The sequence below is a fragment of the Exiguobacterium sp. s70 genome (assembly GCF_018618315.1).
GTDB classification, from domain to species: domain Bacteria; phylum Bacillota; class Bacilli; order Exiguobacteriales; family Exiguobacteriaceae; genus Exiguobacterium; species Exiguobacterium chiriqhucha.
Genome location: NZ_JACSLV010000001.1, coordinates 364780 through 382565 on the forward strand (window position 1 = coordinate 364780; position 17786 = coordinate 382565).

Genomic DNA, 17786 nt, shown 5'->3' on the forward strand with positions numbered 1-17786 from the left:
TCACAGCCCCTCCTCTTCCCGTTGCGCAAAGTATAGATCAAGCTGGCACAGTTGAATCGTCACGTCGCGGGCGATATCGAGATACGTCTCTTGGAAAATCTCGAGCCCTTCCTTGCCGAACTGACGACTCGGGTCTTCCTGGCCGTAGCTGCGGAGTCCGATGCCCTCTTTCAAGGCGTTCATCGTCGTCAAATGGTTCGTCCAGCGGATATCAAGGTGGCTGAGCAGTTGTTGCCGCGCGAAGGCGATGACTTCCGGGTAGCCCTCGATGCGCTCTTGCGCCGTCGCGACGATGCCGTCGATCCATGGTGCGAGTTCTCGTTTCAACTCTTCTTTGTCTCCGACCGTGTCGTCCCATGTCGGCGCCTGTTGCGTCAAATAGACATAGTCCTCGATGAGCGCCTCGGTCGCCCACTCTTCCGGGACGAGCTCAGCGTCGATATGACGGTCGAGCGTCTCGTTGAGCGCGAGGCGCATCATGGCGAGCACGTTGTTCAAGATGGCTGTCGCATTGGCATCGACCGCCTCATCGCGAATCGAGTAGATGATGCGGCGCTGTTCGTTCAAGACGTCGTCGAGTTTGAACATGTAGTCGCGAACCGATACGCCGACGCCTTCGATCGTCGTCTGGGCGTATTCGATGATGTCGCCTGCTTCCTTATGGCGAATCTCCCCGTGCTCGTCCGGCTTCAGTTTGTGCTCGACACGTTTCAACCGCTCGGCGGCATATCGTTTGACGAGGTCGTCCTCGAGTGAGACGAAGAAACGTGACATACCTGGGTCGCCTTGGCGTCCCGACCGTCCGCGGAGCTGATTGTCGACGCGGAGCGACTCGTGTCGTTCCGTCCCGATGACATACAAGCCGCCGCGTTCGCGCGCCGTCTCGTCTAAGACGATGTCGGTCCCGCGTCCGGCCATGTTCGTCGCAATCGTCACGTGTCCGAGCCGTCCCGCCTCGGCGATAATCTCGGCTTCTTGGGCGACCGTCTTCGCGTTCAACAGCTCATGCGTGATGCCCTGTCGCTCGAGCTGTTCGCTCACCGCTTCGGATTGAGCGATTGATGTCGTCCCGATCAGAATCGGTTGCCCCGTCGCGTGGATGGCCGCCACCTCTTGGCCGACCGCCGCATATTTATGGGCGATCGTGTCAAAGACGCGGTCCGGCAAGTCTTCACGCAGACGCGGCCGGTTCGTCGGCACTTGGACGACATCCATCTGATACGTCTTCATGAACTCTTCGCGTGACGTCTGGGCCGTCCCGGTCATGCCGCCGAGGAGCGGATACATCCGGAAGTAGTGTTGAATCGTGATCTCGGCCGTCGTCTTGTTCTCTTCGGTGATGTCGAGCTGTTCTTTCGCCTCGAGCGCCTGATGGAGGCCTTCCGACAGGCTGCGTCCTTCCATGACCCGGCCCGTGAACAAATCGATCAACTCGATCTTGCCTTCTTGGACGATATAGTCGACGTCCCGCTCGAACAATACGTTCGCCCGGAGCGCCTGCATCATGTAGTGATAGAGGACGTGGTGCTCAGCAGAAAACAAGTTGTCGACCGAGAACAACGCTTCAATCTTCTCGATGCCCTTATCCGAGAACATGACGGCGCGCGCCTCGAGGTCGACCGTATAGTCGTCTTCCGTCAATTGACCGAACACGGTTTGGGCGAGCCGCTTCAGGCGGACATGTGACTCATCCTTCTGGGCGATGATGAGCGGTGTCTTCGCCTCGTCAATCAAGACGCTGTCGACTTCATCGAGCAAGGCGAAATGGAACGGACGCTGTACCCGTTCTTCCGGCGAGCCGACCAAGTGGTCCCGAAGATAGTCGAACCCGAACTCGGTCCCGACCCCGTATGTAATGTCGGCCGCATACGCCGCTTGTTTGTCAGGGAGCTCCATCTCCGGCACGTTCAACCCGACCGTAAGCCCGAGGAACGTGTGAATCTTGCCGATTTGTTCGGCGTCACGTTGCGCCAAATAATCGTTCACTGTGATGACATGGACGCCTTTTCCTTCGAGTGCTTTGACGAATGCCGGTAATGCCGCGACGAGCGTCTTCCCTTCCCCGGTCGGCATCTCGGCAATGTTCCCTTCAAGTAGCGCAAGGCCGCCGATAAGCTGGACGTCATAGTGACGGAGCCCAATCGTCCGGACGGATGCCTCGCGGACGAGAGCGAACCCTTCCTCCGTGATGGCGCGGACGTCCGCACCGTCCGTGAGCCGCTGTTTCAGTTCGAGCGCGTACTGGCGAAGCGCCTCATCGTCTAAAGCGCGCATCGTTTCCTCGTACGCGTTGATGCGTTCGACTTGTTTCTTATAGGTTTTCAATCGTCGTGCCTGATCATTGGTCAATTGCTTCACAAAATCAATCACAGGATAGCCTCCATCGTCCGAAACCATATTTGTCTAGCTACCCTCTCATTATAACGGATTTTGTTTCCGACTCGTTTTTTTATTTTGGTAAATCCCAGAAAGTTGGAATTTCACTATTCATTACACCCTTTTTTTACTATTTTAAAAATTTCTTTTCATTTTTCTATTTGAGACGGCGTGAGACCGTGATACGATGAAAAAAAACAGAACGTTTGTTCGTAAAAAGGAGAGGTGGCTATGCGACGTCGGATTTTTTGTATCGACAGCGTCTCGTTCTATGCCAGTTGCGAGTGCGCCGCCCGCAAGTTAAACCCGTACAAGACGAAACTCGTCGTCTTATCAAACCTCCAAGACCACGGCGCCCTCGTCCTCGCCGCGACGCCGCCGATGAAGCAGCTCGGCATCAAGACCGGCTCTAGACGGTTCCACATCGACCGGTTGCCGTGGCACGAGCGGCGGCACGTCATCTACGCCGAGGCCCGGATGAGCCATTATTTGAACGTATCCGTGCAAATCGTCCACATCTTGCATCAGTTCGCACCCCCGGAGGCAATCCGCGTCTACTCGGTCGACGAGACGCTCGTCGACTTGACGGGGACGGAGCGGCTGTTCGGGAACGATGCGCACGTCGCCCGCCTCATCCGCTCGACCGTCTTCCGCTATACCGGCATCCCGGTCACGATCGGCATCGGTCCGAACAACGTCCTCGCCAAGCTCGTCCTCGACCTTCATGGGAAGAAGACGGGTGTCGCCAGCTGTTTCCTCCACGACGTCGAACGATTAATTCACCCGGCCCCGATCGGCAAGATGTGGGGCGTCGGTGCGAAGATGGAAGTCCATCTCCGGCGGCTCGGCATCGACACGATCGGCGACCTCGCCCGCTATCCGCTCGAGACGCTCCATGAAAAGTTCGGCGTCATCGGCGCCGAGCTGTGGCATCACGCCTGGGGCATCGATGAGTCGCCGACAATCCTCCCGCCAAGCTCTTTGTTCGGCGCGAAGCGGCAGCGGCCCCGGACGATCGGCCACGGCATCACGCTCATGAAAGACTATACGACGTACGCGGCCATCCGGCTCGTCCTACAGGCCATCGCCGTCGAGGTCGGGATGCGGACGCGACAGGCTGGTCTCGTCGGCGGCAGCGTCCATCTCGGCGTTCGCTACACCCGGACGAGCGAGCGGCGCGGCTTCAGCAAACAAAAAAAGCTCGCCCGCTTCACAGCGGACGAGCGCGAGTTCTTGCCGGTGTTGTTGACGCTTTTCCTCGACGCCTGGGACGAGACGGAGGCAGTCCGTTACGTCTCGGTCGCCCTCGGCAAGCTCGAGCCAAGGAGCGACCATGTCCAACTCTCCTTCTTCGAGGATGAGTGGGCCCGGGCGCGCCGGTTCGACTTCCTCGATCTCGTCGATAGCTTGAACGTCCGCTTCGGACGCGGCACGATCCGCCCAGCATCGAGTTTATTGAAAGACAGTCCGCTCCGGACGCGACAACGCCTCATCGGCGGACATAAACAAGGAGGTGAATCGTCATGAGCCAGACCCGCTACAAAGACCGCGGTGAATTGAAATGGATTCCGTTCCTCATGCCCGAGCACGTGGCGCTCCTGAAGAAATATTACGCCCACGTCCAAAAGATTGAGCTGCCCGACTTGGATGAGCAATTGCTCTACTTGTGGCAGACCGAGCTCGAACGCGCCATCCGTGAAGGTGACGCCGTTGAGCTGACGCTGTTCGACAACGGTATGACCCATACGGTGCGCGGCTACGTTCATGCCATCTATTATGCGGAGCGTGAAGTCGAGCTGTTCGACACGGACGTGCGCCGCATCCCGTTCGGTCAAATTCTGTCTGTCCGTTAAGACGCGTCAATCGCTTCCTGCGTCGTCTCAAACGTGTCGACGTACTCGAGCACGCCGTAATGCGTGAGTGTCTGGCGCACCGGTGTCGACAAGTGCGCAAAGACGACACGACGGTCGGCCGCTTTCAATTCCCGCACGACGCGGCGAATCTCTTCGACGGCCGTCACATCGATGACCGGACAACGGTGGAAGTTGAAGATGAACACGTCAGGCTCGTCATGGATATGATGCAACACATGCTCGAACATCTCAATCGCCCCGAAGAAGAGCGGTCCTTCGACGCTGAAGACGACCTGTCCGTCGCGCGTCACGTACCGTTCCGTCTGTTCGCGGACGTCAATCGTATCGGCCATCCGTTTCGCGAACAAGGCGAGTGCACAGATGACCCCGACCTCGACGGCGACGACGAGGTCGACGAACACAGTCAGCCCGAGCGTGACGAGCAAAACGAGCGACTCGGCCGACCGATGTTTGAGCATCTCGAAGACGTGGTGCCGCTCCGACATATTCCAAGCGACGCGCATCAAGATTGGGGCGAGTGCGGCCAATGGGACATAGCTCGCGAGCGGTGCCAACACGAGCACGGCGAGGAGCACCGTCAACCCGTGGATGACGCCGGAGCGGCGGCTGACGGCCCCTGCTTGAATGTTCGTCGCCGTCCGGGCGATGGCGCCGGTCGCCGGAATCCCGCCGAAGAACGGGACGACGACGTTGGCGAGCCCTTGCCCGAACAGTTCCTTGTCCGGGTTCATCTTCGTACCGGCCATGCCGTCCGCGACCGCACCCGACAATAGCGACTCGAGCGCCCCGAGGAAGGCGATGGCGAACGCCGATGGCATGAGCGTCGCAATCAAATCGAGGTCGATCACGAGCCAGTTGAACTCAGGCAGTCCGCTCGGGATGCCGCCATAGGCACTGCCGATCGTCGCGACTTCCCCTGGGATGACGAGACTGACGAAAGTCGGCACGAGCATCGCCATCAAGAGAAGCGGCAATTTGACAGGCAGTTTCGGTACGAGCCAGAGCGTCAAGAAACCGATGGCGGCAATGAAGACAGGCCATAGGCTCGCTTCATGTAACGACGTCACGAGCTTCAGTAAATTCTCGTGGAAGTGCGGCGCCTTCTGAAACGAGATGCCGAACAGTTCATCGAGCTGGTCGACGAAGATGACGACGGCAATCCCGGCCGTGAACCCGATTGTGACCGCCCGTGGCATGAAGCGGATCAGTCGTCCGACGCGGAGCACGCTCATGAGGAACAATAGGATCCCAGCGAGGAACGTCGTCACAAGCAACCCTTCGTAACCGTGCGCGAGCATGACGCCCGAGACGATCGGGATGAAGGCGCCGGTCGGTCCGGCGATTTGGAACGTCGAGCCCCCGAACAGGCTGACGAGGATGCCGGCGATGATGGCCGTATAGAGCCCGTACACCGGTCCGACGCCCGAGGCGATCGCGAACGCCATCGCGAGCGGGACGGCGACGACCCCGACGGTGATCCCAGCCGAGATGTCTTTCTGCCATCCTTGGCGTGATGTCATGAGGTTGTCCATTCTTGCATTCCTTCTTTCTATTAGGTCGAAAACGAGTTCAGTGTACGCCTGTCCCTGTCCTTTGTAAACGACTCTGGCGAAACGTTAACATAATCGACAAAACAAAAAGACGCATCGCGATGGATGCGTCTTCGTTAATTCGTGGGTGCCTCGACGACTTGATCGCCCTCATCCGCATCTTCCCCAAGCAGACGGACGTGACGGCCGAACAACCACATGACGACGAGGTGGGCTTTCGCCTGCGTCTTCGTATAGAACCACCACGGCAGCGCCGGTACGAACTCATGGATGGCGACGAGCCCTTCGTCCGACTCGGGGAGCCGTCTGAACTCGAGTCGGCCTGTCTTGTCATCCTCACTCAACTTCGCGAACAAGCCGCCATCGATTTCATAAGAGGCCATATCGTCCGTCGCCTCGTCTTCGAGCGACAGATGAAGCGCGACGAGTGACGGTCGCAGGAGCGCAATCTCCCAATCATCGTCTTCTTTCGTCGTCTGGATGAGCGGATAGGCGAGACGGCCGAGCCACTCGAAGTACGTGTCGGCCATCCATAGCGCCGATTTGTTCTCGGGCAGACCGAACCGTTGAATCGAGCGGACGGTATACTGTTGCGGCGCTTTTTTCTTCTTGCCGCCGCCCGACTTCTGCTTCTCTTCTTCCTCGAGCGCGTGCTCGACCGCTTCCTTGAACGGGATCTCCCCTTGTTTGACGCCGGTCGTGTCTTTCGCGACCATGGCGTGGCCCATGCTCTCGACGAGCGGATAGACGGTGTCTTTCGGTTCACCCGTCACAGCCATGACCCAGAGGCGGGACAGCTTGATGGTCGGGAACGGGAAGTCAATCATGACGCGACGTTTGCCCATGACGTCAGCCGTATCTTCAATCATCTTGCGATACGTCATCACTTCCGGACCGCCGATATCGATATGATGGTCGTACAGCGCCTCGGCGCCGACGACCGAGATGAGCGCCTGGACGGCTTCACGCAAATCAATCGGATGCGTCTCCGTCTTCGTCCAATTCGGGAGAATCATGACCGGCAACCGTTTGACGAGCTTCGCGAGAATCGGGAACGACGAGCCCTCCGGACCGATGATGAGCCCGGCCCGAATCGTCGTCACCGGCACGCCTTGCCCACCGAGAATCCGTTCGACCTCGAGCCGGCTCTTCAAGTGACGGGACAACGTCTTCGACTCTTTCGGAATGATTCCGCTCAAATAGACAATCTGTTCGATGTCATTCGCTTTCGTCGCCCGGGCGAAGTTGTCGGCGATGAGCGCGTCCATGTCTTCGAACGTCGCTTGCGTCAATCCATCCGCCGTCCGGAATCATCGAGTGGACGAGGAACATGGCGTAGTCTGCTCCCTCGCACGCCTCACGTGTCTGTTCATACGAGAACAAATCGCACGAACGCCACGTGATGTGGTCCTCGTCTTCCTTGTGTTTCGTCGAACGGGACAAAGCGATGATGTCGTATTCTTCTTTTAAATGGTCCATCACGTTCGAGCCAATGTAGCCGCTCGCGCCCGCGATGACGATGGTTTTTCGCATAGTGGTCACTCTCCCCTTTATTTACACATAAAGGTACTGTACCCGTCTTGGACTGAGATTAAATCAGTCTCACGCCCTACAGTATGTACTGGAAAATTTATGTAAGCTGAACTCAACTACAGGCGGAGGAGGAATGGCTATGGGGTTTTGGTATTTCTTGATGCTATTGATCGGTGGAGGGCTTGTGATACGCGGCCTATTTAGAAAGAACACAAACGGACTGATGCGGTTCGGCACACTCGTCATTGGAGGGCTGTTGATTGCACTCGGCTTGTTCATGTTCCAAGACGGCAGTGATGCGATTGTGGCGGATTTGTTTAACTTGTGGTGACCATGGATTGAACAAAAACACTTCCTGCGTGCAGAAAGTGTTTTTCATTAGAACAATAGAATTAACGGAATACCGTCATTAAGGATCTTCCCGTTTTTAGCGACATAGTCGACATGAACATCCGCATGGCGTAACATGTCGCTCTCTTGTAGCGCTGCCATCCAGGTGCGGACGAGTGCCTCATCCCCTGACTCCGGCATCCGAGGAATCGTCACCAAGATTGTCGGTACGACGTCGGCTGTTTTATAGGCGAGCGGGTTCGCCGCCGAAGCGTCGAGTTGTCGTAAGGCTACTTCATCGTAAAAAACATCGAACGTGACATCACGGCCAAACGCCGTCATGACCGAATCCTCGATGACATCCGTCACGTCATCTTCCCATTTCGATGCCAGGAACGTGTCGACGACTTCCCCTGTCGTCTCATCTGCATAGACAAAAAATTCGGTCCCTGTCACGGCATCAACTGCAGTCGCCGCATACTCGAACGGGAAATTGCCCATGTTGTCGAACGTGACCTCTGTCGTCAATTCGGCATTGTCGAAACGCTCCGCTACATACGGCTCCGCGAGTTGAATGGCTTTTGCTTCTTCATCGGGATCGGACTGCATAGACTGATTGAACGCAAAAACGAGCCCACCCATCCCGACGACAAGCACCCCAATCGTAATTAATCCCCATTTCCAAAAGCGCTTCATACCAATACCTCCTCTAAACGTCTATGTACCACCAGAAGAAAGTGTCTCAGCTTCTTTCTATCAGTGTATCAGACAATTTATGGAAGGGTTTATTTTATTCACAGGTATAGTTTTAAAGGTAATGAGTTTCTAGTTTTCTGAGATCCTGATTTTTTGAATATCATCTATACCCTCGGTGCCCAATCGGCTTCAAACCCATTTTGGACCGCATACTCGTACAAGTGAATTAATTTTGTCTCTTTGTATGTCTCCATCTGCTCTGCTACTCGCAGTTCTTCATTTCGTTCCACGAGTGCATAAAGATAATCCACCTTCGCCATCCGATTATTCTTGCTCGTGTTGCAACTCGGGCATGCCAACACGAAGTTCCATAATACATCGTTCTGCATATACGACCATGGAATAAAGTGATCGACATGAATCTGTTTGAGCGGCTTCATACAATAAAAACAGATAGAATGACCGTGACTCAGCAAAATCTGCTTGAACTCGTCGAGCGATTGACGGGCTGAGACAAACTCGAGTTTGCTCAAAATTCGCTCCATTGCATCACGTGTATTGTATTTCTCTAAGAAGACAGCGAGTTGATAGTTCGTGACGTTCATCAATACCCGCTTATATTTCTCAAAGAAGACGATATAGCTCGGCACGAGTTTGACCCATTCCTCTTTCCGATTGAACGAATAAATGGTTCCATCGAACGAGGCATAAAACGAGCCGTACACGTATTTCTTATAGAACCGATTCACTTCCCGAATCAATTGTTGCTGCTGCTCATCTGGCAGACGGTCAAAGTTCCATGAAGACGGAATTTCATGCGTCGCTTGAAATACGAGCATTGTTTGTTCCACCGAACTCATCTTTCCAGTCTGATTCACTTGTCGCAATCCGTGCGTCACAATCAAATTCCAATACATCTTCGTCACATGTTTAGAAATTTGCTCGAACGTCAGTACACCGGAATCACTCAGTTCAGTCGTACATTCGAGCAACGCTTTCATGAGCATGTGTTTGTACGTCGTCGTATGTGTTGCATTCATTAAAAATTGCTGTGTATAGCGCCATAAGTCAGTTTCTGTTAAGTAGACGTCCTTTGCTTCAGCAACACTCAAATCCCAGCCCAATGACCTCACCCCCACTGCTTCGTTACATCATCGATTATAACGAAGGAGGAACAAGAACGGATCAAGGTAACTCAAACAGGAGCCGAAAACTCTTTTTTGATTTGTTCTATATCAATATTTGTTTTTTCATGAATATAGTGGACTAACGTATCATACTGTTCGATAGTATTTAGTTTTTTAAATTTCTCAACATCTCCTTCAAAGCCTTTGAAGTACTCGCTTTGATATTCCGGATTGTTAAAGAGCTTTAAATATTCCATATAATCTTTCACGGTCATCTGGCTCACGATTTGAGACATGATTGCATCCCACTCTTTTACCCGACTCTCATGAATCTGTTTTTTGATGACGATGTCCTGCGCCTGCTCCAATTTAATTTGTTGAATGCATTGCTCCACTTCTAACTTGTACTGGAACAACTCGTCTCGATTTCGAGTATCTACTGTAGGGATTACCTCTGTTAAATAGTATTGATATCTCTTCTTTCGAGGATGCATAATTTTGTCTTTTGCTTTTTTAGGATTTGATTCTTTATTCGTACGCTTTTTAAGTTGTTCCTTTACACCGAGTGCACCAATTGCTCCAACAATTTCTTTTTTATGTTCAAGTGCAAACTTGCCTACTGCCGGACCATACTTCTTGACCCCATTGATAATTAATTCCGTAGATTTTTTTGACATAGAGATCCTCCTTTTTCGTCATACGTCACATCATATGAAAAATAAAACACAACCTAATAACTTATATTCGATAAACAATTTTCCATACCTTTTGAATCAGTTCGTGCACATAAAGTATGTCGTATATCCACAATAAAAGATTATCGAGCAATAAACTCAATAATCTCAATGTTATAGTGATTCACTATGGACATAGCCATTTATCAAAATGGAAACGGCGGGAGTCGAACCCGTGTCCAAAGGCATCCAAATGCTTCTACGTGTTTAATTTATCCTTTGGATCTCAATGTGACACTGTCGATAAACAGGCGTTGTCGGATATTACATTACGATTTGCTATTCAACGCCACAATCAAGCACAATAAGAAATTCTGTTTTTAGAACTATGATAAATCACGAATACTTTGCTGATTAATGTTTTTCCATTCAGTCAATCCATTAGCGCTACGACCCGTCACAAGATCAGCAGCTGCCGAAGGGCTAGAGAACAGAATATCCTGCATAACTACATATTCACCGTCTATAATTGCTATTTCATTCGATTCAATCAAGAAATTGCGCTTAGCATGAAGTCGTTCTGAATATGAAGGGACAACAGTTGTTGCAATTCTTGAATCTTTTAAAACAACAAATCCTTCATGCGTTTGAACACCTTTTGCTTTTGCCCCGCGGCTCCCTTCAATGTAAAAAATACTATCTGACTCCATCTCTTGACTATCTTTAAGTCCTTCAAAAAGTTTATGTCCCAACGTATTAACAATCATCATTAAATTGCTGATGTATTCATCCATCTCAGCACGGTCCGATTCTGAAATAGAAGACATCGGTGGAATATTTCCATTCAATAATTTATAACGTTTGATTGTTTGTGCTTTTTCGTACAATTTATTTTCAATATATTTAATATGCGCCTTGTTCAGATTTTCATCCTTACTGATGAAAACTAGTACTTCATTCCAAAAATCTTTTTCTCGCAGGTGATCTTGCAGACGTTTATAGACATCTTCTGCCTCTCCTATGTACACTGCATCTGCATCTTCGCTACGACCAAACAACATATATACCCCTGTTGAGTTTAAATTTGAACGGTCTTTACATCGTTTTACTTCCGTTCGTGGAATCCGATAAGCAAGTCCAGTCCAATTAGACAGCTCACAAGTTAAGCGACCACTTGGATCTCCATCAATTAAAAATAGTTTTATTGTCTTCCCAAACTTCATGTCATGGCTCCTGTCGATGATTTAAGTCATTAGTTTAATATTGCCATACTATTATTCAATTTTCCAAAAATCTAAAACTTAAAGAAATGGCATTAATCTATACATTAATCAATTCAGTTATAGTCATGGTGCTGAAACAAAGTATTCGAACCCGTTGCGAACTTCAAATGCCCTGCATATATCCGATTCACTGATTATATCAATAAAGAACCTTCACTTGATCAGGCCGTTGATTTTTTGCTTGATTATCGGACGATTCGTGAGCAGATTGGCCGTGCCACTTTAGTATCGGGACGTTATTTATACAAGTCGCGTACCCATTCCAAAATTACAATCTCTTTCTCTATGTATACGTCCTATTGTTTTATAATCGCGCCAAAGAGGATGAACGCTTTTCGGAAGCCATGGCCTCCCTGCAGTCTAAACTGGTCGACAGAAAGATTTGTGGTCGAACGGGTCGTCCCAAAACTAGCGAAGCTGTCATTCTGCCAAAAAGGCAAACCGAGTGAACTAGCAACGTTACGCTATAACGAAATCTTGAAGAACGTTCTATAAGTCCCCGTATGAAAATTAAAATGTATTAACTTCTAGCATGATTGTGCGTGAAATAGAAATAATTCGAATCTGATTAACAAACGGAGAAACAAAAAGAGGGTCACCCATGCATAAACTACGCATGGATGACCCTCTTCGTTCATTTCAACTTCTTATAAGAGAACACCTGAAGTCAGCTAAGCTGTCTAATCATTCACCAGATTGTTTTTTATCTTTTTGCTTCTGCAAATATGCTTCTCGAATCTGATTGATCTTATCTTTTTTATTCGAGACAGCTGGTTTTTTGCCGTCTTGATACTTGGCAGCGGCCACTTTACTTTTCGTATCCAATTGATATTTCCCCATTCCGTTCACCTGCTTTCATTTCATTCTGATTGAGTTGCTCCGTTCAAATCAAAAGACCTTCTAATCTCAATGAAATTAGAAGGTCTTCATGAAATATCATTGATTGCAGTCGTTGCAGACTGCTTAAAAATGGAGACGGCGGGAGTCGAACCCGCGTCCGAAGGCATCGTAACGCATGCTTCTACGTGTGTAGTTTATCTATTGAATCTCAATGTGACACTGCCGATAAACAGGCGTTGTCGCATCCAGTCTGGTTCATCTCTTCTTCGCGCCCTCAGACGGCGAGGTTGAAGCGTAGCTTGCTTAGTTTGAGACCCTGATAATCATCCACACAAGCGATGGATGTCAGGATCCGCAGGGCACTTAGGCTGCTGCGAGTTGTGTGTTAGTTTTGCCAGTTATAGGCGTTTGCGTTTTAACGAGGCCGACCCCTCGACACGCCACATACGACCGACCTACCCCCGTCGAATCCATAACGTCCCCGAGGTGGTAATTGGTACTACAACAACTATACCACAATCAGGTCTCGCTGTCAGTATTTTTGCCGGTCCCGGAGTGCCCGGTCGACGTCACGCTTCGCGTCTTTCTTCTTCAAGTCGTCGCGCTTGTCATACTTCTTCTTCCCGCGCCCGATGCCGAGGAGACATTTAGCGAAGCCGTTCTTGAGATACACTTTGAGCGGGATGATTGTATACCCGTCACGCCCTTGCGCCCCGATGAGCTGATTGATTTGCTTCTTATGCAACAATAGCTTTCGGACACGAAGCGGCTCATGGTTGAACCGGTTCCCTTGCTCGAACGGGCTGATATGACAGTTATGAAGCGTCGCCTCGCCACCGTCAAAGCGGACATACGCATCGGCGATATTGATTTTTGACTGGCGCACCGATTTAATCTCGGTCCCCGTCAACACCATGCCGGCTTCAATCGTATCTTCAATCGCATAATCGAAGGACGCTTTTCGGTTTTGCGCGAGTGCGTTCGAATCTTTCTTCTTGGCCATAGACATTCAGTCCTTTACTTCAATATGGAGGAGGGGTCGCCCCCTCCCATCAACGACGCTTCTTCGCTCCGCGTTTGGCGTCGCCTGTTCGTTTTTGACCGTCTTTCTTCTTCAAGTCGAGTGCCGAGCGTCCTTGCGACGTCTTCGGCTTCTCGCCTGGTTTAGACGGTTTGCCGGCTTGACCTGGTTTCCCTGGTTTGCCTGGCTTGCCGCGCTTCGGACGTTTGTCGTCACGACCGCGGCCTTTTTTGTCGTCCTTCTTCGGACGGCCTTCCGTCGCTTTGATCGTCGTCGGTTGGCGACGGCGCGACTGTTCCCGTTTCGGCATGCCGACGACGGTGAAGTCGATCGTGCGCTCGTCCAAGTTGACGGCGTCGACCTTGACGCGCACCGCGTCACCAATGCGGAACTGACGTTTCGTCCGCTCGCCGAGCAACATGAGTTGCGACTCGTCGAAGTGGTAGTAGTCATCCATCGACTGGAGACGGACGAGTCCTTCAATCGTGTTCGGGAGCTCGATGAACATTCCGAAGTTCGTGACACCGCTGACGACACCGTCGAACTCTTCACCGAGACGTGATTCCATGTACTCGGCTTTCTTCAAGGCTTGCGTCTCGCGTTCGGCATCGACCGAACGACGCTCACGTTTCGACGCCTGTTCGGCGATCGAGTCGAGACGGTCCTCGTACTTGGCAATCGTCTTCTCAGACACGTCGCCGTTGAAGACGTACGTGCGCATGAGACGGTGGACGATCAAGTCCGGGTACCGACGAATCGGCGATGTGAAGTGCGTATAGAAGTCGGTCGCGAGGCCGAAGTGGCCGAGCGAGACGTCGTCATACTTCGCCTGTTGCATCGAACGGAGCATGATTGTGCTGATGACCGGCTCTTCCGGTTCACCCGAGATTGCTTTCAAAATCTTCTGCAGCGTCTTCGGTTCGACCTTCTGGCCTTTGAACCGCTCGATGTGAACGCCGAAGTTCGCGACGAAATCGAAGAAGAAATCGAGCTTGTCCGGTTTCGGGTTATCGTGGACACGATAGATGAACGGCACGTCCATCTTGTGGAAGTGTTCGGCGACCGTCTCGTTGGCCGCGAGCATGAACTCTTCGATTAACTTCTCGGCGACCGAGCGCGGACGCAAGACGATGTCGGCCGGTTTGCCTTCTTCGTCGACGACGACTTTCGCCTCGGCAAAATCGAAATTGATGGCACCACGTGAGTTACGGCGCGTGCGGAGCACTTCCGCGAGTTCGGCCATGAGGTCGAACAACGGGATGTACGGCTCGTACCGTTCGAGCGTCGCTTCGTCATCACGTTCAATGATTTCACGGACGTTCGTATACGTCATCCGTTCCGTCGTCTTGATGACACTCGGGAACAGCTCATGATGGACGACCTTCCCGTTTTGCGGGGAGATCTCCATGACGCAGCTGAGCGTCAAACGGTTGACGTGCGGGTTGAGCGAACAAATCCCGTTCGAGAGACGGTGCGGCAACATCGGGATGACACGGTCGACGAGATAGACACTCGTCCCCCGTTCGAACGCCTCGACGTCGAGCGGTGACCCTTCCGTCACGTAGTGTGACACGTCGGCGATGTGGACGCCGAGTTCATAGTTGCCGTTGTCGAGTTTTTTGACGTGGACGGCATCGTCCAAGTCTTTCGCGTCTTCGCCGTCAATCGTGAAGATCGTCTCGTTACGAAGGTCGACACGGCCCATGAAGTCTTTCTCGTCGGCCTCGTCCGGTACGGCGTTCGCCTGGTCGATGACATCTTCCGGGAACTCCGTCGGGATGCCATGCTTATAGACGATCGACAAGATGTCGACGCCTGGGTCGTTCTTGTGTCCGATGATGCGGACGACGTCACACGCTCCGGCGAAACGTCCGTCCGGATATTTTGTGATGCGGACGACGACTTTATGACCATCGACGGCACCGAGCGATTTGTCCGGGTTGACGACCGGCCAGAAGTTGATGCGCTTGTCATCCGGCTCGATGAAAGCGAACTGGTCGAGGCGTCCGCTCGGGAGCGTATACGTCCCGACGAACTCCGACAAGCCGCGCTTCAAGACTTTGAGGAGCACGCCCTCGGTCTTGCCGCGGTTGTCCTCGCGTTTTTTGACGAGGATCGTGTCCCCGTGGTAGACGTCTTTCAATTGGTCGGGCGGAAGGAACACGTCCTCCGTCTCGCCTTCGACCGATAAGAAGCCGAAGCCGCGTTGGTGAATCGAGATGATTCCCGCTGCTTGGCCGAGCACGGCGAGCGTCCCGTAACGGTTCGTCCGTGTGCGGCCGATTAAGCCCTCTTCTTCGAGGGTGTTCAAGGTGCGGATGAGTTCTTTAAAAGCATCCGTCGACTCGAGCGAAAGACGCTCGGTCAACTGGTCCACTGTCAGTGCTTTATCACTGGCTTGGATAATTTCTAGTAGTTGGTCACGTAAATTCAACGTGACACCTCCTTTTTCAAACTGACCAGTCTAACGTTTCGAGAAAATCGAGCACGTCCTGGTGCAGTTTCTCTTTTTCTTTATCGAGCGTGATCACGTGTCCCGACTCCTCGTACATGAGCAGTTCTTTTTGGAACGCATTAATCGCCTCGTAAATTTCGTGTGCAGATTCAGGATCGACCATTTGATCTTTTGCCCCTTGGACGACGAGCGCCGGGACGAAAATATCTTCTAGTTTTGTCGTCGTGTCACGGACGAAGGCACGGAGGTCCTTGAGCGTCGGCATCGGTTTGAAGTCCGCCATCTCCTGTTCGATCTGTTCAGGCGATTTTTCTTCTCGAGACTTATATTCTCGAGCGTAGGCTTTGACTCCTTTGTATAACCGGTCCTCGGCATCGATTCCGGTCGGGGCGCACATCGGGATGACGCCTTTGACGTTCTCCTCCGAAGCGAGGCGTAGCGACATGACGCCGCCGAGCGAGAGGCCACAGACGGCAATCTCCTCATAGCCTTTCTCTTTCAACGACTGGTAGGCGTTCAAGACGTCCTCCCACCAGTCCGCCGGCCCGTACTGAAGCAATTCTTCCGGCGGGACGGCATGGCCCCGGTACTGTGGACCCATACACGTATAGCCTTCTTTTTGCAGGAAACGACCGAGCATGCGGACATCCGCGCTCGATCCGGTAAAGCCATGTAACATCAACACGGCACGTGGTCCGCCTTCAAAGAAGAACGGTTTCGGTGCTGTAATCTTCATTGCTAACGTCATCTCCTCATACAATCCATTATTCCCAAAAAATAATTGAAAAAAACAAAAGCCGACCGCCTCACGTAAAAACCGAGAACGATCAGCCTTTCATCATAGTGATGCGACTAGTAATCCTAAAATGAAAAACAATGTGCCTAGTACAGCTGCAGTTCGGTTCAAAACAGCGTCGAAGCCGCGCGCTTTCTGGCGGCCGAACAACTGCTCCGCGCCACCTGCAATCGCCCCAAGACCTTGCGACCGACCTGACATGAGCAGTACGACGACAATCAATAAAACAGCCACGACGAGTAGGCTGATTGTAGCGATCGTTTGCATAGTAGTCAGTTCCTCCTTCTTTTTACACGCTTCTTATTATATAGAAGTTGGCGTCAAAACACCAGCTTTCAAATTATCGGGACGGGTAGCTAAACCCTTCTCCGATGACCTCTTTCACTTGGTGAATGACGACGAAGGCACGTGGGTCTGTCACTTCGACGATTTTCTTGAGTGGACCGACTTGGCGCTTGTCGACGATCATATACAGCATGTTCTTATCTTGCTTCGTATAGTAGCCGTGGCCATGGATAATCGTCGCCGAGCGGCCGAGCGTCTCCGTCAATACGACGGCGAGCTCTTCTTGCTTGTCGCTGATGATCGTGACGGCCTTACGGATGTTGAGCCCTTCAGCGACGAGGTCAATGACCCACGAGCCGATGATGATGGCGATCAACGTATAGAGCACGATCTGTTCCCCGAGGATGAAGCCCGACGCCCCGACGACGATGGCATCGATGATGAACATCGACACAGCGACGCTCATATGCAAATAGCGCTCCATGAGACGGGCGATGATGACCCCGCCTCCGGTCGTCCCCCCGACGCGGAGCACCATGCCGATGCCGACCCCGATCATAATCCCGGCGTAGACGGCCGCAAGCAGTTTGTCCTCAGCCGGGCTGCCCCAGTCATGGGTCAAGCTTAGGAAGAATGACGTCGCGATGACAGCGACGACCGAGTATACCATCGTCCGGCGGTCGAGCAGCTTATAGCCGACGATGAATAAAATCCCGTTCCCGATAATCGACGTGACCCCGAGGTCCCAGCCGAACATGTAATACAGGATGATGGTGACCCCGAGCAGGCCGCCTTCCGAGAAGTCGTTCGGAACGGTGAAGTAGTTCACCCCGAACGAGAGAATGAATGAGCCGGCGACGATCCAGGCGATATCCTTCAAGGAAATCGATTGGAGCTTCTTCCAGACTTGTTGACGCAATAGATGTTGTTGTTGACGTTTCATTGG

General features: G+C 52.2%; 17 protein-coding genes and 1 other RNA gene. 3 read left to right on the top strand and 15 right to left on the bottom strand.

What is annotated here, in order from left to right; genetic code table 11:
* Positions 1-2370: an accessory Sec system translocase SecA2 gene (secA2, locus tag KNP84_RS01840; RefSeq protein ID WP_215114093.1), complete on the bottom strand. Its 2370-nt coding sequence runs from the start codon at positions 2368-2370 to the stop codon at positions 1-3.
* A 237-nt stretch (positions 2371-2607) separates the two neighbouring features.
* Here secA2 and KNP84_RS01845 point away from each other — a divergent pair, with 237 nt between their 5' ends.
* Positions 2608-3903 carry a Y-family DNA polymerase gene (locus KNP84_RS01845; RefSeq protein WP_214799116.1) on the top strand — a complete coding sequence of 432 codons (1296 nt, stop codon included), beginning with the start codon at positions 2608-2610 and terminating at the stop codon, positions 3901-3903.
* A complete protein-coding gene (locus KNP84_RS01850; RefSeq protein WP_131437869.1) occupies positions 3900-4229 on the top strand; it encodes a YolD-like family protein in 330 nt (109 codons plus the stop codon). The genes KNP84_RS01845 and KNP84_RS01850 overlap by 4 nt, the downstream gene beginning before the upstream one ends.
* On the opposite strand, the gene KNP84_RS01855 is transcribed toward KNP84_RS01850, so the two are convergent.
* From KNP84_RS01855 to KNP84_RS15320, 3 genes are all read right to left on the bottom strand, one after another.
* Positions 4226-5770, bottom strand: coding sequence for a SulP family inorganic anion transporter (locus KNP84_RS01855; protein ID WP_251131101.1), 1545 nt, complete (start codon positions 5768-5770; stop codon positions 4226-4228). The genes KNP84_RS01850 and KNP84_RS01855 overlap by 4 nt on opposite strands.
* A 146-nt stretch (positions 5771-5916) precedes the next feature.
* The gene (locus KNP84_RS01860; RefSeq protein ID WP_353049095.1) at positions 5917-7068 is read right to left on the bottom strand and encodes a Rossmann-fold NAD(P)-binding domain-containing protein; all 1152 of its coding nucleotides are present in this window, start codon (positions 7066-7068) and stop codon (positions 5917-5919) included.
* Complete coding sequence (locus tag KNP84_RS15320; protein ID WP_353049096.1) at positions 7019-7333, bottom strand: NAD-dependent epimerase/dehydratase family protein; 315 nt, start codon at positions 7331-7333, stop codon at positions 7019-7021. The genes KNP84_RS01860 and KNP84_RS15320 overlap by 50 nt, the downstream gene beginning before the upstream one ends.
* A gap of 139 nt (positions 7334-7472) precedes the next feature.
* Between KNP84_RS15320 and KNP84_RS01865 the strand changes: the two genes are divergently transcribed.
* On the top strand, positions 7473-7664 hold the full coding sequence (locus KNP84_RS01865; protein ID WP_131485055.1) for a hypothetical protein: 192 nt from the start codon (positions 7473-7475) through the stop codon (positions 7662-7664).
* A 47-nt stretch (positions 7665-7711) separates the two neighbouring features.
* Here the strand turns inward: KNP84_RS01865 and KNP84_RS01870 are convergent, their stop codons facing one another.
* From KNP84_RS01870 to KNP84_RS01920, 11 genes are all read right to left on the bottom strand, one after another.
* The gene (locus tag KNP84_RS01870; RefSeq protein ID WP_215114095.1) at positions 7712-8359 is read right to left on the bottom strand and encodes a hypothetical protein; all 648 of its coding nucleotides are present in this window, start codon (positions 8357-8359) and stop codon (positions 7712-7714) included.
* Positions 8360-8523: 164 nt separating this feature from the next.
* Positions 8524-9399 (bottom strand): HNH endonuclease signature motif containing protein, encoded by an 876-nt coding sequence (locus KNP84_RS01875; protein ID WP_215114096.1) that lies wholly within the window; start codon positions 9397-9399, stop codon positions 8524-8526.
* A 155-nt stretch (positions 9400-9554) separates the two neighbouring features.
* Entirely contained in the window at positions 9555-10163 is a 609-nt protein-coding gene (locus KNP84_RS01880) for a hypothetical protein (protein ID WP_215114097.1), read from the bottom strand.
* A gap of 383 nt (positions 10164-10546) precedes the next feature.
* Positions 10547-11383, bottom strand: a complete 837-nt coding sequence (locus tag KNP84_RS01885) for a GIY-YIG nuclease family protein (RefSeq protein WP_215114098.1) — start codon at positions 11381-11383, stop codon at positions 10547-10549.
* A gap of 744 nt (positions 11384-12127) precedes the next feature.
* Positions 12128-12283 (bottom strand): alcohol dehydrogenase, encoded by a 156-nt coding sequence (locus tag KNP84_RS01890; RefSeq protein ID WP_215114099.1) that lies wholly within the window; start codon positions 12281-12283, stop codon positions 12128-12130.
* Positions 12284-12410: 127 nt separating this feature from the next.
* Positions 12411-12766, bottom strand: a transfer-messenger RNA (tmRNA) gene (gene ssrA / locus KNP84_RS01895).
* Positions 12767-12815: 49 nt separating this feature from the next.
* Entirely contained in the window at positions 12816-13286 is a 471-nt protein-coding gene (smpB, locus tag KNP84_RS01900) for an SsrA-binding protein SmpB (RefSeq protein ID WP_029595066.1), read from the bottom strand.
* Positions 13287-13335: 49 nt separating this feature from the next.
* The gene (gene rnr, locus KNP84_RS01905) at positions 13336-15738 is read right to left on the bottom strand and encodes a ribonuclease R (RefSeq protein ID WP_215114100.1); all 2403 of its coding nucleotides are present in this window, start codon (positions 15736-15738) and stop codon (positions 13336-13338) included.
* A gap of 16 nt (positions 15739-15754) precedes the next feature.
* On the bottom strand, positions 15755-16507 hold the full coding sequence (locus KNP84_RS01910) for an alpha/beta hydrolase (RefSeq protein WP_483299371.1): 753 nt from the start codon (positions 16505-16507) through the stop codon (positions 15755-15757).
* A 90-nt stretch (positions 16508-16597) separates the two neighbouring features.
* A complete protein-coding gene (gene secG, locus KNP84_RS01915) occupies positions 16598-16822 on the bottom strand; it encodes a preprotein translocase subunit SecG (RefSeq protein ID WP_012726902.1) in 225 nt (74 codons plus the stop codon).
* Between the two features lie 73 nt (positions 16823-16895).
* Positions 16896-17783 carry a YitT family protein gene (locus KNP84_RS01920; RefSeq protein ID WP_021065456.1) on the bottom strand — a complete coding sequence of 296 codons (888 nt, stop codon included), beginning with the start codon at positions 17781-17783 and terminating at the stop codon, positions 16896-16898.
* Positions 17784-17786: the final 3 nt, after the last annotated feature.

Coding starts and splice junctions, on each gene's coding strand:
- KNP84_RS15320 (WP_353049096.1), bottom strand. CDS start 7,333: ATGCGAAAAACCATCGTCATCGCGGGCGCGAGCGGCTACATTGGCTCG.
- KNP84_RS01870 (WP_215114095.1), bottom strand. CDS start 8,359: ATGAAGCGCTTTTGGAAATGGGGATTAATTACGATTGGGGTGCTTGTC.
- secG (WP_012726902.1), bottom strand. CDS start 16,822: ATGCAAACGATCGCTACAATCAGCCTACTCGTCGTGGCTGTTTTATTG.
- KNP84_RS01890 (WP_215114099.1), bottom strand. CDS start 12,283: ATGGGGAAATATCAATTGGATACGAAAAGTAAAGTGGCCGCTGCCAAG.
- smpB (WP_029595066.1), bottom strand. CDS start 13,286: ATGGCCAAGAAGAAAGATTCGAACGCACTCGCGCAAAACCGAAAAGCG.
- KNP84_RS01920 (WP_021065456.1), bottom strand. CDS start 17,783: ATGAAACGTCAACAACAACATCTATTGCGTCAACAAGTCTGGAAGAAG.
- KNP84_RS01885 (WP_215114098.1), bottom strand. CDS start 11,383: ATGAAGTTTGGGAAGACAATAAAACTATTTTTAATTGATGGAGATCCA.
- KNP84_RS01850 (WP_131437869.1), top strand. CDS start 3,900: ATGAGCCAGACCCGCTACAAAGACCGCGGTGAATTGAAATGGATTCCG.
- KNP84_RS01865 (WP_131485055.1), top strand. CDS start 7,473: ATGGGGTTTTGGTATTTCTTGATGCTATTGATCGGTGGAGGGCTTGTG.
- KNP84_RS01880 (WP_215114097.1), bottom strand. CDS start 10,163: ATGTCAAAAAAATCTACGGAATTAATTATCAATGGGGTCAAGAAGTAT.
- KNP84_RS01845 (WP_214799116.1), top strand. CDS start 2,608: ATGCGACGTCGGATTTTTTGTATCGACAGCGTCTCGTTCTATGCCAGT.
- KNP84_RS01860 (WP_353049095.1), bottom strand. CDS start 7,068: ATGGACGCGCTCATCGCCGACAACTTCGCCCGGGCGACGAAAGCGAAT.
- KNP84_RS01855 (WP_251131101.1), bottom strand. CDS start 5,770: ATGACATCACGCCAAGGATGGCAGAAAGACATCTCGGCTGGGATCACC.
- KNP84_RS01875 (WP_215114096.1), bottom strand. CDS start 9,399: ATGAATGCAACACATACGACGACGTACAAACACATGCTCATGAAAGCG.
- KNP84_RS01910 (WP_483299371.1), bottom strand. CDS start 16,507: ATGACGTTAGCAATGAAGATTACAGCACCGAAACCGTTCTTCTTTGAA.